The organism is Mycetocola sp. JXN-3 (assembly GCF_014522285.1).
GTDB lineage: Bacteria > Actinomycetota > Actinomycetes > Actinomycetales > Microbacteriaceae > Mycetocola > Mycetocola saprophilus.
In genome coordinates this window covers 400213-415669 of sequence record NZ_CP041635.1, presented here as the reverse complement: position 1 = coordinate 415669, position 15457 = coordinate 400213, and the positions used below count along the sequence as shown (strand labels likewise).

The following is a 15457-nucleotide window of genomic DNA, read 5'->3' as shown; positions in this document are numbered from 1 at the left end:
TCAGTTTTACCCCGATGAGTTGGCTGCCGCAAAGAACCCGCCAATCCAGTAGATTTCTCCCAGAATAATGAGTGCCAGAATCAAATTGGAGACGATATGGGTGCCCATCCACCCCGCATCAGTCGAGATCACTTTCTGTCTGACGTCTCGTTTCGCGGATCTGACAAACGTCGCAATTAGCGCAGGAAAAATGAGTGCTGTGAAAATAGGTACGTTCAAGACTCGGTCGCCCCGCGCATGGACCTGAATCGTGGTACCCCAAGGAACGACGATCATCGCGATGACCGCATAGAGCACGCTCGCGATCAAGAATGCGATTGACCACCTGAGATAAAAGCGCGAAAGCCGGCTGCTTTTCTCTACCAGACGAGCATCGGTCGCAAGCAACGCTTGCCTTTTTGCGCGCTCTTCAAGCCTGTTCTTTTGAGGGGAGTTAGCGTTCTCATCCATAGATTATTTTCCTAGCATTCTGTCGTAACCGAGGTGCAAACCTTCCCCTGCCCAGTCCAAGACTTGTCCCAAACCCAGCATCCCCGCTATGTCAGCTTTCGTCTGGGAACCTTTGAATAGCTGATTCGCGTCGGGGATATATGATGCTCCTGCCCCGGTGCCAACGTCCCAGATAGCGTCGAAGCCATCGTATTCTTGGCCGTTCAACGATTTCTCCATGAATCCACCGATCGCATTTCCTGTTCCGGCAATGCCTATTTGTAGTGAATTTCGCAAATATCCAAGGTCAATGGCCTTCGTCATTGGCCCTGCTAACGATGTCAGCCCGCCCGAGACTACACCCGAAGACAACGCCGCAAACGCGCCACCAATATCCTTGTTCCCTGGACTCACCAAATACGTCGCAAGGTTTCCCACCCCACCAACACCCGCATTCAACCCCATGTCTATAGCCGTCTGTCGAGTCGCCACCGACGTTACATACGTCCCGATCTTGCCGCCAACCGACGACACAAACCCGGCCCCCGAACTCACCACACTCCGCGCCGAAGACACCACATTACGCCCCGCGTTCGCCGCCACCGAGACACCCGCACGGCCAGCCGAAATTGCGCCGCCCGCACCTCCCGTGGCCGCTCCAATCACGGCCTGAACACCAACCTGGCCCCAATCAACAGAACCATTCTGAGCCTTCTGAGACACCACCGAAATACCACCACTGAGCAGCGCACCAGAAGCCGCACCAATCAATGCAACCCCGATCGGCCCACCACACCGGTAAACATCAACGCCACACCGGCAACAATCGCGACACCTCCGACGATGTACTCCCAGTTATCGCCAATCCACTCACCGGCCTTGGCGATCGCACCGTTATGCGCACTCGCATACGCCCGTAACTCCGCGTCCGTCACCGGACGCAACCCCCACGGATCCACCGCATGCAACGGATCATTACCCACAAACGCATATCCGTTACCCAACCACCCCGTCCCCAGCACTCCGGGCAACGGATCAGTCGACACAAACCCAAACGACGCCGGGTCATACACCCTGGCACCCATCCACTCGGCCCCCGACACCATCAACCCGCCAGAACCCGTCACACCAAACAAACCAGCCCCAACACCGGCCGCGCCAAACAACGCATCCAGCTCCGCGACCCCGGCCCCCGCAGAACCCGCGGACAAACCGGACAGATCAACACCCGGAACCACCATCCACGGGTCTGATGCCACACTCCCCCGAACACCACGCCACCCGCCACCGGGCAACGCACCACCCGAAGACAAACCAGCAGAAGACAGGCCAGCAGAGGCTGACCCCGTCGAGGCCACACCAGCGGGAGACGATTCAAGACCAGGCGAACCAGCAGCCGACGACCCGCCAGCAGAATCCCACCACACCGGTTCGATCGGGCGCACCAGGACGACCCGAGCGAATGCCCACCCTAGTAAGCGTTGCCCGCAGGTTCCGCGATTGACGCTGACGTAACGTCTGTGGTGGGACAACAAGCTACTACGGACGAATCAACCGCTTATTCGATACTTCAGCAGAGGTTTCCCACGACAACTTTGGGTCAGGCTTACCTGTGCGGAGAAAAAACTCCGCGGCTTGCAACGCTCGGGTTAGGTCCGTGCATTCTCGTTTTTCAAGCGCAACAAAGTATTCATCGACCGGCACCTTCAAGACCTCGTTGTCCGAGTCCGGAGTAGTCAGGAGGCTCCAAGAATCTTCATCGGACTGCACCGGGGAGTAATACACCACCATCACGCTCCTCGAATCACCGCAAACATCTAGGCGTGCCTCGTCTCGAAGCGCACTCACGCGAGTGTACTTAGCGCCATCCAGTCCATTTACCCGTTCGATGAATCGTTCCAAAGGTTCTCTCGTAATGCGAGTGCCAGAGCGATACATTAAGAAGTTTGAGGTACTCGGCGTGCTATTGGCCTCACCTAAAGTTTTTTCCTAGATCGCCTCCACCAAGCCTCATCCAATGTGGCCAAGGTGAGGCCAAGGCTTACTGCAACAAACCAGTTCAGGTGCAAAGATCCAACCGGCTTAAAAAATAATCCAGATAACAAGCCTAGGAAACCAGCGGCAGCGCCCAAAATGAGCAGGTTAAAAAGCCAACGTCTCTGGGGTCGAAAACGAACAATTAGATAACCGTAGCTGGTTCCGACAATTGCAGTGAGAGCCGCGCTAAGCCACCCGATCCCCCACATATGCCAAGTGAGTAAACCAAGTATCAAAATTTGCAGCAGTGCCCCGAAAAGAAAATAACCCTTGAGGCTTTTGGCCGGTTGTCCCTTTCTGACCTGCGACGTAGTGAATCTGCGCATTTCAATCCGATCCAAATAGGTTCGATACAAATTCGTTAGCTGTCACTGGACACGAGCTTGTTTTTCACATCTCTGCGCGCCGATCTGACAAACGACAAAAGAACTATCGGGAACATAAGCGCGGTAAAGATCGGAACGTTGAGATTCCATCCCGCCCTTGCATAAATCTGAATAGTCGTTCCCCAAGGCACGATGGCAAGGAGAAACCCGAAAACCGTCAACACGGTGAACCAGCGCAAATAAAACCGGGAGGGCTTCGCGTTCTTTGCCACCAACCGAGGATCAGAAGCAGCGATCCTCCGTGCAGCACGCTCCTCATCACGGCTATCGACACCACTCAAGTGCCCCCTCCCCTCCATCTAGCGTTGCCAATGCGTCGTTTAGCCCCGCCCCACGTCATGGCAATGCGAGTCTTTCCCGCCCCCGAACACGACAGCACCTGTCTTACCGTAATCGTCTCTGGACACGAATGCCTATCTAAACCGTATCCTCGTGAAACAAAGAGACCCACCCGGTATTTTCTCGGCGCTCGAGAACAGCAATGCGGCGAATAACACGTCGCGCAAACTCACGGCCAAGCCACTCCCCCAAGACCGCCTCGTCAATTTCCATTTCTCGAGACCAATCGACAAGCTCATGGCCGACACCGGTGTACTCCACGTTGACGCGCCCACCGGTGAACCGAGAAGCACTCTCGACACGTTTGATGTTCACTCTCGGCAGGTTCAACGTATGTGCCCAAGCCCAAGCCGAATCGCTATCTGCAACCTGGAGAAAAACTGGGTCAAGTACATCAGCGGGAACACCATTCCTCGCTGCAACCCGTGACAGAGCAGACACAAGCCTCAGTGGAATGCAAACGCCCTCAGCAACCACTGCAGAGGCAACGTAAATAATCGCCGCTGCAACCTCGTGTTTACCAAGCAGATCGTAAGTATGGCGGATATCGCCCTCGGTCAAAAATGTCCTAAACCATGCGATAACCCACTGCGCATCCATGACGTTCGAGTACGCATGTAACTCAGACTCAGCTATTACTTCCCTATGCGATTCAGGCGACGAAGAAACCCACTTGCCTCGAAATGGGCCGTCTGGATTTGAGCTCCACCGGCCAGAGTCAGCCTGCGCCATCAGCCGCTTAGCAGAACGCTCTGAAATACGTCCCTCATCAGTCAAAAGCGGTGAAGGCCACGTAGTCGCGCTCATCAGAGCCAGCGGAAACTCCGTGCGAACTCGAAAGGCCGGCACAGATGCTCCCCCGGGCGTAACCTCGACCTCATAAATGCGTCCACGAAACTGCGAAATTGGGCCATTCCAAACCCTCCGAATTCGGAATTCAGGCACGACGACTAACACGTTCGGATGTTTGTCTTGCTTTCGGTCAGACAATCAAAAACCTCACACGCTAGCCGCCATAAGCCGCGCGGAAGAACCCGCTCAACCAATACAGCTCGCCACCCAAGAAAAACGCCCACGTCAACAAGCCTAAGACCTTAAAGAATTTCAGCGCGCCATAAGAAGAAATATCCGGGGGAGCCGTTCCCGCCTTAATCTTCTTCTGCGAATTTCTCATTTGTAGCCAGAACCCAGCAAAGAGCAGCGGGAAAAGAAACGCCGAGAAAATGGGCATATTGCGCGTCCGACTGGCTCGCCCGCTCACCTCAATCGTCGTGCCCCACGGGATCACAAACATCGCCACCACAACTAGTGCGGCCCCCACAATTGCCGTGATCAAAGCCCAGCGCATAGCAAGTCTCGCCACACGCCGGTTCTCCTCCGCTAGCTTAGGGTTTGCCAAGGCCTCGGCCGTTCTGGCCTCAAATCGCTCTTGTTCCGTCGGCCGATTCTTTGATTGTTCTTTTTCACTCATCATTTACCTAAAAAATTGTCATAAACCATATGCAGACCTTCACCAGCCCAATCCACAACCTGTCCCATCCCGAGCATCCCCGCGACATCGGCCTTGGACGGTGCCCCCTGAGATAGCTTGTTTGCGTCCGGTAGGTGAGTTGTACCCGCCCCGATACTTGCATCCCAGAAAAGATCGAATCCGTCATACCCTTGCCCAGTCAAAGATTTTTCCATCACACTACCCCCGACGTTGCCTCCCGCCGCAAGCACACTCTGCGTGATCTTCCGGCCAAGCTCTGCTTTAATAGGGTCAGCTAAGGGTCCTGCTAACGATGTCAGCCCGCCCGAGACTACACCCGAAGACAACGCCGCAAACGCGCCACCAATATCCTTGTTCCCTGGACTCACCAAATACGTCGCAAGGTTTCCCACCCCACCAACACCCGCATTCAACCCCATGTCTATAGCCGTCTGTCGAGTCGCCACCGACGTTACATACGTCCCGATCTTGCCGCCAACCGACGACACAAACCCGGCCCCCGAACTCACCACACTCCGCGCCGAAGACACCACATTACGCCCCGCGTTCGCCGCCACCGAGACACCCGCACGGCCAGCCGAAATTGCGCCGCCCGCACCTCCCGTGGCCGCTCCAATCACGGCCTGAACACCAACCTGGCCCCAATCAACAGAACCATTCTGAGCCTTCTGAGACACCACCGAAATACCACCACTGAGCAGCGCACCAGAAGCCGCACCAATCAATGCAACCCCGATCGGCCCACCCACACCGGTAAACATCAACGCCACACCGGCAACAATCGCGACACCTCCGACGATGTACTCCCAGTTATCGCCAATCCACTCACCGGCCTTGGCGATCGCACCGTTATGCGCACTCGCATACGCCTGCAACTCCGCGTCCGTCACCGGACGCAACCCCCACGGATCCACCGCATGCAACGGATCATTACCCACAAACGCATATCCGTTACCCAACCACCCCGTCCCCAGCACTCCGGGCAACGGATCAGTCGACACAAACCCAAACGACGCCGGGTCATACACCCTGGCACCCATCCACTCGGCCCCCGACACCATCAACCCGCCAGAACCCGTCACACCAAACAAACCAGCCCCAACACCGGCCGCGCCAAACAACGCATCCAGCTCCGCGACCCCGGCCCCCGCAGAACCCGCGGACAAACCGGACAGATCAACACCCGGAACCACCATCCACGGGTCTGATGCCACACTCCCCCGAACACCACGCCACCCGCCACCAGGCAGCACACCACCCGAAGACAAACCAGCAGACGACAAGCCCGCAGAAGACAGGCCAGCAGAAGCCGACCCCATCGAGGCCCCACCAACGGGAGACGAATCAAAACCAGGCGAACCGACAGCCGACGACCCGACGGACGGCGAACCCGCCAGCCCCGCATCGGCCGAACCCACGATACCCACCCGGCTGATCCCACCCGGGAACACACCAACCGGAACCGAGCCCACCTGAACCAAAACCGGCCACCCCGCGGCAGAATCCCACCACACCGGCACATCAACCGCACAGCCCGCCAACGGAACACCCGCACCAACAGCGCCAGCACTCGGATCGACACCGTGGGCCCCGGCCCCGACAGGGTCACCACCGAAACCAGCATCGGCGGTAGAACCATCGACGGCGGCCCGAGCTCCGGCAGCGCCGGCATTGTCATCCGCCTGGAAACGGCGCACACCCAGCCCGGACAGCTCCCCCAGCACATCAACGGACAACACGGTCTCGATGCCCGAACCATCCGGACGCACGTCCCGCACACCCGCCAACGATCCCAGCTCCGACCACAACCACAACCTGGCCCCGCCATCGGGGCCTACCTGCCGCACCCGACGACCCAAACCGTCATAGCTAAACCGCGTCACACCCGGCGCATCCACACCCGACACATTCGCATGTGCGGCAACCGAACGCGACAGCAGCTGACCCGCCGCATCGTAGGCAAACACCACCGACGGCACCACGGTTTCAGTGCCCGCGGCGGGCACACCACCCGGCTCGGCACCCGACACCCGGGTCTCCGATACCAGCCGGCCCACCGCGTCGAAACTCCAGGAAACACTCGATACACCGGTGGCCTCGACCGAGCCCTCGGTACGCACACTGGTGAGCTGACCGGCCCCGTCATACTCATAGCGGGACACCTCGGTATCCGTGCCGACCCAGAGAATCCGGCCGTTCTCGTCCCGGCCCACACGCGTCGTCGCGACATCCACCGAGTCCTCGGACTCACCCGTACCCGGCGTGACCGTCTGGGTACGATGCCCCACGATGGTGCCCGCGCTCAGCTCCCACTCCTGAGTCACGCCCGCGCTGACCGCCCGCAGCAGATGACCCGCCGCATCACGCTCATACGTGATCACGCCAAAAACCGGATGGGAAACCGCGCTGACCCGACCCGCGGCGTCATAGCGATACTCGGTGCGTGCCCCGTCCGGGGCGACCATCGCGACCCGGCGACCATCGGCGTCATACTCCCAGGAGATCCCCACACCATCGCGGGTTCGCGACACCAGCAGACCGAGGCGGTTGCGCTCCAACCGGTGCGTCACCGAGGCAGCCTCGCCGGCGGTCAGGTCCGTGATTGTCACCGTGCGGGCGGACGCATCGCGCTCCGAGCGCATGACCACACGCCCGTCCACACTGAGCGAGTCCTGACGGCCCGCCGCGTCATATCCCCAGCTCGTGCGGCGCCCATCCGGGTCTTCCTGCCACAGCTGGCGGCCGGCGGCGTCGTACCCGGCGCTACTGCGCCGACCCAGCTGATCGGTCACCGCGGACACCTGGCCCGTCGGAGTGTACTCGTGACGCACCACGCCGCCCAGCGGGTCGATCGTCGCCACCACGCGCCCGGCGTCATCGTATTCGAAACGGGTTTCCGCACCGACCCCGTTCACCACGGACACCAGCTGACCCACCGGGTCGTAGCGGAAACGGCGCGAACCATGCCAGCCGTCCGACACCCGGACCACCCGTCCGGCCCGGTCATACCCGATCCGGGTCTGACCGCGGCCGGGGACCGTATGCCGAATCAGGCGGCCGGAGGAATCGTATTCGAAACGCTCGACATCACCACCGGGCAGCACCCGGGCGCTCAGCCGACTATCGGCATCGTATTCCAGTCGGGTGCGGGCACCGGCGGGGTCAACCATCGACACGGCACGGCCCGCCGCATCGTACTCAAACCGGCTGGTCGCACCGAGCGGCGTGACCTGCTCGATCACCCGTCCCGCCGCATCGCGGCGCAGCAGGGTGAGTCCTCCATCGGCGTCCACCAGCTCGATCGGGCGTCCGCACAGGTCATAGGTGACCAGGTCGGTGCTCCCATCCGCGCCCTCCGCGGCGACCGGGCGGCCAAAACCGTCATAACGCACGCTGGAATGATCAAACGCATCGCGGACCGACACCGTGGAGGTTGCCAGATCGGTGCTGATCTCGCGGCGTACTCCGGTCGGATCCACCAGTGCCGAGAGCTCACCGGTCATCGAATACTCGCGCCGCCAGCTCTCCCCGGACGGATCGGTGATGGTGGTGAGGCGGGAGAGCTCATCGTGCACAAAGCTCCACCGCAGCCCACCCGGCAACTCGAGCCCGGCCACGTTACCCAGGTCGTCAAAGTGCCGCAGCGTTGCCCTGCCCAGGGCATCGATCACGCGGGCCGATTGGCCGTGCGGACCGGCCTCGATCTCGGTGCGCGCACCCAACGGGTCGGTCACCGCACTCAGCGCGCCACCGGGCCCATACTCAAATCGGGTGATTCCGCCGTCCGGATCCTGCCGAGCGATGACGTTGCCCGCGGCGTCGTATCGGACCGAGGTTTTGGCACCCCCGGGGCTGATCCCCGCGATCATGCGACCGCTCTGATCGCGTTCGATCCTGGCCACATTGCCCATCGCGTTGGTGGTGCTGATCAGATCGCCGAACTCGTCGTAGCCGAAGGTGACCACCACGCCCTCGGGATCGGTAATCCGTCGCAGACTCGCGCCCTGCCACTCCAGCTCGGTGCGACCACCCTCGGGGTCGATCACCAGGGCGGGGTTACGCTCGGCATCGCCGGCGTATTCGTAGGTCACGGTGCCACCGGACTCGGTCACCACCGTGGTGACCCGGTCGAACTCGTCGTAACCAAACGTGAGATCGGTCCCCTGAGGGGTGACGGTCCGGGTGCGACGGCCACGGGCGTCATACCCGTGAACGGTGACCTGTCCGTCTCGTCCGGTGGCGGAAACCAGGTTTCCGTTACGGTCAAACGCCATGCTCTGACGCGCATCATGCGCATCGATGACCCCAACCAGACGCCCCAGGGAATCGGCGATCCAGGTGTTCGAGCGGGTGCCGTCCTCATCCGATACCACGGTGATGCGGCCCGGCAAATAGGCGAATCGGGTTACCCGACCAAACGGGGAAATCTGAGATGCTACCCGGCGGGAGGAATCGTAGGTGTTCTCCACCTCGCAGAGACCGGCCGCATCGAAGACCGCATCGAGAATGCCGTCTTCATTCCAGCGGTAACGGCGCGTGCCACCCGGGCCCTGAGCGGAGATGAGCTCGCCGGATTCGGCATAGCCAAACTCGACCCGGCGACCATCGCTCGCGGCGAGAACCACGACCTTCTGATCCGACCACTCGACCCGGAACGATCGTCCGCGCTCGTGCTCAACCTCGGTGATCCGGTTCTCGGAATCGCGGCGCGTACGCACGGCGGTGCCCGGACCGGCATCCTGCCCCAGCCAGGCACCACCCGGGCTAAAAATCCACCGGGAACCCGCGTTGTCACGGACAACAAGGACTTCGGCGTCGTCGCCAGCCAGCCATGCGGTCCCGGGTGCCTCCCGCGTGAGCCACGCGTTCTCCGCCACGGCACGGTCCCAGCCGTCGCCGAGGCGGGGGAAGTTTTGGGTGCGGCCATCGGGCAGCACAATCGATGCACCCTCGTCGCCCAGGTCGAGCCGGGTATCAAAAATCGAGCCCCATCCCGGTCCGAACGCCCCCGCGCCCAGGTCGAGCGAGTTGTACGTGCGGGACGCAACCAGCGACGCTGATGCTCCGATAAACCCCAGGTCGATCTCGGTTTCCAGGAAGTTGCCGGTGGAGGTATTCACCGGATCGTTGGTGAAGCCCGTGGTGGGCGGCACGCCAAATGCCTGGGCCGGTTCGATCACGATGCCCTCGCGCTGCGCGGCCACGCCCGCCGAGCTCAGGGCCGCCAGCAGGGCGGAGTCGGCGAGGCGGGAAATGTTTCCCTCGCCACCGGCGGCGGCAAAGGCGTTGGCGATAGTTGTGGCCCAGGCGACGTCCTGATCATTTGCGGCCAACCAGCGTTCAAACCCGGTCACAACCCCGTCCGCGGACAGGCGACCGTGGGTGCAGCGTGCGGCAAAATCGGCCAGGTGTGAACGCAGCGATCCGGGCTTACCGGCGAGGTCCGCGTTGAGGTTGGCGGAGCCGGTCGCGAAGGTGCGCAGGTCACTCGGGCGCGCGGCCGTTAGGCCACCACTGCCTCCGCCACCGGAACCCGGTGCCGGGGTTTCACGGTTGCCGTTGCCCGAGGATGAGCGGGAGATCTGTACCGGGGCCTCGGGACGGCCTACCGGAGGCGCTTCCTCACCGGCAAAGAAATCCCATGCGCTATCAATGAATCTGGCGCGGCGAGTCTCCACGCGCTTCTTCCACTCGCGTGCCGCACGCCGACGCTGGTTCTCTCGTCTTGCCGCATCGGAGAGCTGCCGCGCTCCGTCCGCGACCTCGCGTAGTCGGGCGGCTAGGTTTTCCCGGTCGGTGCTCGCCGTGCGAGCATTCTGCTGAAACAGCTCGGCAAACACCCCACGAAACTCGGTACCGGCCGTGGCCACCAGGGAGCCACGCGAGCCGCCCTGCCCCGACACCTGGGACGCGGCGGCGTTAAATGCGCCGATCAGCGCATCGGCCGTCCCAAAATCAAAGGTGACGTCCTTGCTAAAAACGCCGAGTTCTTTCTCGCTTACCATGTGAAACCCCCATTGCCACGGTTTCGAAACCCCCGTTTCGAAACTAAAAACTAGATCGAGACACCCGTCCCGAAGAAAAACGGTGTTCCCGTCCGCCATGCCGCCAAAGCGGACATGATGGACGAGAACACCGCCGGAAAAAGCTAGTTACCGCCACCCGCAGAGAAAATGTTCTGCGAGATCTGGTTCAGCTGGCCACGCAGCTGCTCAAGCTCGGTGCGCGCCTTGTCCAGCGCGCTCTTGGTTTCCGGCCAGGTCGTACCCCGGAACTGAGCGGCCAGCGGGCCATCCCAGACGTTGGGGTCGGACAGGACGCGACCCTGCGCGTCCAGCTGGTTGATCTGATCAGTGAAGCCGCCATTGATGATCGCCTGGATCTGCTGAATAGCGGTTTTCGCCTGCTCGGTTGACAATACGCGAGACATAATTGCCCCTCCCTATCTCGGTGATCCCCCGCGTTTACACACCCCCGGGGGTCGAACCGGATAAGCGTAACATCGAAAAACCCATAGCAAGTGCTCGGTACCCTCAACGAATGCTAGATATCACCGGCGCGGCGAATTCGAGGTAGGATTACCAATCGGCCCGCAGTGCTCCGCCAACTGTGCGGATTCCACGGGGGAATCGCGGGCCTCGAAAAGGGGGATTTTTCGTGTCCAAAAGCGTCGGTACTCAGCGCGTGCACGGGCGGGTGCACCCACAACGACTCTGGCTTCGCCGGAGTCTCGGACTGACCGCCGTCATCGCGGCGACCGCGCTCACCACCGCATGTTTCGCGACCCCTACCAAGGTCGACGCCACGTCCCGCGTTCTCAACGCGGTCAACGTTTCGCTCGCCAGTGACGGCGCGGTCACCGCGGTCAAGCACACCACCATTTCGGTGGATGATGCCGCGGGAACAACCTCGAGCGACTCCCGCGATCTGGCACCGTCCGACGTGGTGAATGACCTCCCGGTGCGGATCACCACGCAGTACACCACCGAGAAGAAGACCGGTACAAACCTGGCCGACCTCAAGGGATACACGGGTCGAGTCGCCATCAACGTGACCGTCGAAAACCTGACGGTGGGCCCGCAAAACATCACCTTCGATGCGGCCGGTCAGGCGCGTACCGAACCGGCCCTGGTGGGGGCACCGCTGACCATCGCGGCATCAAGTGTCCTCTCGGATGTCGCACCAAGCGACGTCGTGGTTGATCAGAACACCGGCACCAACGGCGTCATCGGTACCGATGGCACCGGTAAAACGGTGATTCAGTGGGCCTCCCTGCTCGCTCCCCCGCTCTCGGGGGCCTCGAAGACCCTGCGTCTGGTCGCCAACGTGTCCGATTTCACCGTGCCGAGCATTGACCTCGCCGTGCAACCGGGGCTCTCCACCGATCTTTCCCTGGACGGGGTTCTGAACTCCGCCTTCTCCTCGGGTGCCACCTCCGAACTTGCCCTGCAACGACGCACCATCGGATTGGTCTCGGAAGTGACGGACGTCCTGGCCAAAGCCGGCACCACGATCACCGAGGTCAACACCAACCTCACCGCGACCGCCACGACCCTGGGTACGCGCACCGCGGAGCAGCTGCGGGAGAGTTCGGCCAACCTGGCGCAGACCCTCTCGGGGCTCTCCGACCAGCTGGGATCGCTCAAGACCGACCTTGATTCGACCGTCACCGGCACCGCCCAGACCACAACCCAGCAGCTCGCACAGACGGTGAACTCGATGGAGACCATGCTCGGCGATACCTCGTCGGCCCCGCCTTCGCCCATTCTTACCGGCACGGGTTGCTCGGTCGTGGTGGCACCGCCCGGCGAAGCCAGCAACGTGTACTCCAGCCTGGCCCTGATCTCCGCCCAGCTCGACGGCTATGCGTCGGCCAGCGCAAGCTGCCGCGATGAGGTGGCTACCGAGCTGCAGCGCAGCATCGGACCCGCCACCCCCAGCGTCGAAACCTGCTCCGTTGATGCGCCCTCGATGACCTGTGCGCTGTTTGCCGCGAGCGTCACCGTCACCGGCTCGCTGATTGACCTGGTTCGCCAGGGCGATGGCCTGATCGCCGAGCTGCAGCCCGAGATTCTGGCCGGCGCACGTCAGCACCAGAACGCGGTAACCACGGGACTGGCAAACCTGCTGGTTCAGGTTGATGCCCTCACCGGCACCACCAACAGCGAAGCCGTCGCGGACGCACTATCGACGCTGGAGACCTCGGTGAACGACACCAAGACCGCACTGGACTCCGTGTCCACCGGCATCGCCGATGTGCACAATCTGGCCAATCAGGCCCGGAACGAGATCGGAAGCGAGACTCAGGCGGGGTCGATGCTCCGGCAGACCTCGGAGCTCTCCGCGGCGCTGTGCACGCTGATCACCAACGACTCCCTTCCCCGCGATCAGGTTGAGGAGCTGCGCGCCTACCTCACCGTTGATGCCTGCCCGGATCCCACCGCCACCGACCCGCTGCCACCGCTGACCCCGCCCGCCGGATACTCCGGCGCGCTGGCCACACGCTTGCTTGAGCAGAATGACACCTGGACCCAGGTGAGCGATCTCACCGATGCCACCACCACCGATAGCGGACTGGGCAAGGCACTGTCCGCCACCCGTGCCCGGCTCACCGAGGTGCTTGATCATGTGGCCGCGGTCAAGACCGCACTGAACAGCGGAAACGGGTCCCTCGGCGGTGCCGTATCCGCGCTGCGCGACTCTCTCACCGAAACCAGTGACACCAATAATCAGCTCACCACCAGCCTGTCGGAGCTGGAAACCCAGCAGAGTGAGCTGGCCGAGAAAATCAAAAACGCATTCGAGGGTGCCGCAAACGACACCTCGGACAGGGTGGACGAGCTGATCAACAACCAGGTTCGGGTGATTCACGACCAGGGCAAGCAGGGCATCGAGGGCATCGTTGCCGCCTTCAACCGCTCGGTGGTGGGCCTTGATACCACGGCCGACAGCGTCGCCAAGAACGCCCGCACCACCGTGGATAAGCAGCGCGCGCAGCTTTCACAGCAGTCGGAGGCCCTCGTGGGTGCGCTGAGTGCCCAGACCGCGGCCTCATTGGAAACCATCGCGCGCAGCACCGGTGCCTCCACCCGGGATGTTGAGGGTGCCGCGACCCTGCTGGGCGCTGACCTCAACAAGGTCATGCTGGATCTTGGTGACCGCCAGGTAAATGGTTCGGGCCTGCTCGGCTCGATGTCGACCAGTGCCGCCAAGGCGGGAACGGCCGACTATCAGCTCGCCCTCGCCACCCAAAACGCACAGGGATACGCGAATATCCGCTCGGAGGATGTGGCGGGGATTCTGCTTCGTCAGGCACAGTTCAAGGCGTCCATCGCGGCGACCGCCAAGCTTCCGGTGCTCGGTGACAAGGTGCCCGCCGGTGCCAGTTCACAGTCGCTGTATGGATTCCGAATCGAGGCCGCAAAGTGAAGCGCTCAACCCGACTCACCCTGATTGCCGGAGCCGTTGCCGTTGTGCTCGCCGGAAGCGCGGGCATCGTCTGGGCGGTGAACGCGAATCACGGTTCCGAGGACGCGGCGGTTGCCGCGACGGTGCCGGTAGCCCTCAAGGTCTCCGGCGTTCCCCAGGATGCCCCGATTGGCGTGATTGTGACCCTGGGTGCAAACCCGGTGGGCGGGGCCGAATGGCAAACCGCCGCGCAGGGTGCCGCGGTTGCCGAACGCCGACTCCAGCTGGGCGGCACCAAGATCAAGCTGATCACCGTCAACGATAAGGGCACGACCGAGGGCGCACGCGACGCGGTCGCGCAGCTCGCCAAGGACTCGGTCGCGGGCATCGTCTTTGCCTCCGCCGGGGTCCACACGCGGGCCGGTGTGGACGCCGCTCGCTCCGCGGGGATTCCCACGCTGCTGCCCTACTCCTCGGACCCCATCACCACGGTGGGCCTCACCTGGCGTACCGGGCCGGATAACGCCGAGTTTGTGAACGCGATCAACGCGGCCGCCGGCAAGGCCAAGCGGCCGCTGCTGATCAGTGCCGAAGGCTCGCCGCTGAACAAGGTCTCACACGTGGACAACATCTATATCGCTCCCGATACCGATACCACGGTGCTCGCCGCCGATATCGCGTTGCGTGCGGGCATGGCCCCCACCGTTGTAGCCGAGGGAGAACCCACCCCCGCACCGGTGGAAAACCCCGCGGATGCCGTCATCATTAACGCACCGCCGGCCCAGCAGGCTCAGATTGTGCGGGCCATTCAGGCCGCCAACATTAGCCTGCCTCTGGTCCTGTCCCCCGGTGCCACAAGCCCAGCCTTCCCCGCCGCGCTGCGCACCGCGGACGGTACCGTCACCGGACGTCTGCTCACCGTGGGTGCGAACACCGGCGATGCCGTCGCCCTGGACCGCGGCGCAGCGGGGCGGTCGATGTCCGCCTTCCTGGCCGGAGTTCGCGTCTTGGCCGCGGATGGTTCCGCCCAAAACCTCACCGGAGACCAGCCGTTCAGCGCCGTCGCCGCGGCGGCCGACTCGCGCAGCCACGATGCGGTCATCGCCCTGGTGCGCGCGATCGAAAAGGCCGGCAGCGTCGAACCGGCCAAGGTGGCCGAGGCGCTGCGTACCCTGAAGCTCGGTGCGGCCGAGGGTATCGCCGGCCCCACGCTTGACTTCGAGAAGCCCGCCGCCTTCACCGGCAGCGTCACCGGTCTGCACGCGTCCACCGATGACTTGGGGCTTCGCCCCAGCGTCGACGGCGCGGTCGCAACCGTGTGGTACCCGCTCACCTCCCACTAGCCGACCGCTTCGTCCGCACCCCC

9 protein-coding genes are annotated in these 15457 nt (G+C 62.4%); 2 read left to right on the top strand and 7 right to left on the bottom strand.

All coding sequences use genetic code 11. From position 1 onward, the window contains the following. Positions 1-6 precede the first annotated feature (6 nt). The 7 genes from C7C57_RS01960 to C7C57_RS01925 all read right to left on the bottom strand — a co-directional run bounded on the left by C7C57_RS01960 (position 7) and on the right by C7C57_RS01925 (position 11113). On the bottom strand, positions 7-450 hold the full coding sequence (locus tag C7C57_RS01960; RefSeq protein ID WP_187977405.1) for a hypothetical protein: 444 nt from the start codon (positions 448-450) through the stop codon (positions 7-9). A 3-nt stretch (positions 451-453) separates the two neighbouring features. Then, on the bottom strand, positions 454-1200 hold the full coding sequence (locus tag C7C57_RS01955; protein WP_187977404.1) for a hypothetical protein: 747 nt from the start codon (positions 1198-1200) through the stop codon (positions 454-456). Further along, entirely contained in the window at positions 1197-1688 is a 492-nt protein-coding gene (locus C7C57_RS01950) for an RHS repeat-associated core domain-containing protein (RefSeq protein ID WP_187977403.1), read from the bottom strand. Before C7C57_RS01950 ends, C7C57_RS01955 begins: the two co-directional genes overlap by 4 nt. Before the next feature lie 1581 nt (positions 1689-3269). After that, complete coding sequence (locus C7C57_RS01940; protein WP_187977401.1) at positions 3270-3791, bottom strand: hypothetical protein; 522 nt, start codon at positions 3789-3791, stop codon at positions 3270-3272. 406 nt (positions 3792-4197) lie between these two features. Continuing rightward, the gene (locus tag C7C57_RS01935; protein ID WP_187977400.1) at positions 4198-4665 is read right to left on the bottom strand and encodes a hypothetical protein; all 468 of its coding nucleotides are present in this window, start codon (positions 4663-4665) and stop codon (positions 4198-4200) included. Further along, positions 4662-10688, bottom strand: coding sequence for a DUF6531 domain-containing protein (locus C7C57_RS01930; protein WP_187977399.1), 6027 nt, complete (start codon positions 10686-10688; stop codon positions 4662-4664). Before C7C57_RS01930 ends, C7C57_RS01935 begins: the two co-directional genes overlap by 4 nt. A gap of 143 nt (positions 10689-10831) precedes the next feature. Then, positions 10832-11113, bottom strand: a complete 282-nt coding sequence (locus tag C7C57_RS01925; protein ID WP_187977398.1) for a pyrophosphorylase — start codon at positions 11111-11113, stop codon at positions 10832-10834. Positions 11114-11340: 227 nt separating this feature from the next. On the opposite strand from C7C57_RS01925, the gene C7C57_RS01920 reads away from it, so the two are divergent. Further along, positions 11341-14112 (top strand): hypothetical protein, encoded by a 2772-nt coding sequence (locus tag C7C57_RS01920; RefSeq protein ID WP_187977397.1) that lies wholly within the window; start codon positions 11341-11343, stop codon positions 14110-14112. After that, positions 14109-15434, top strand: a complete 1326-nt coding sequence (locus C7C57_RS01915) for an ABC transporter substrate-binding protein (protein ID WP_187977396.1) — start codon at positions 14109-14111, stop codon at positions 15432-15434. The genes C7C57_RS01920 and C7C57_RS01915 overlap by 4 nt, the downstream gene beginning before the upstream one ends. The last annotated feature ends 23 nt before the right edge of the window (positions 15435-15457 follow it).

Coding starts and splice junctions, on each gene's coding strand:
- C7C57_RS01960 (WP_187977405.1), bottom strand. CDS start 450: ATGGATGAGAACGCTAACTCCCCTCAAAAGAACAGGCTTGAAGAGCGC.
- C7C57_RS01940 (WP_187977401.1), bottom strand. CDS start 3,791: ATGGATGCGCAGTGGGTTATCGCATGGTTTAGGACATTTTTGACCGAG.
- C7C57_RS01935 (WP_187977400.1), bottom strand. CDS start 4,665: ATGATGAGTGAAAAAGAACAATCAAAGAATCGGCCGACGGAACAAGAG.
- C7C57_RS01930 (WP_187977399.1), bottom strand. CDS start 10,688: ATGGTAAGCGAGAAAGAACTCGGCGTTTTTAGCAAGGACGTCACCTTT.
- C7C57_RS01925 (WP_187977398.1), bottom strand. CDS start 11,113: ATGTCTCGCGTATTGTCAACCGAGCAGGCGAAAACCGCTATTCAGCAG.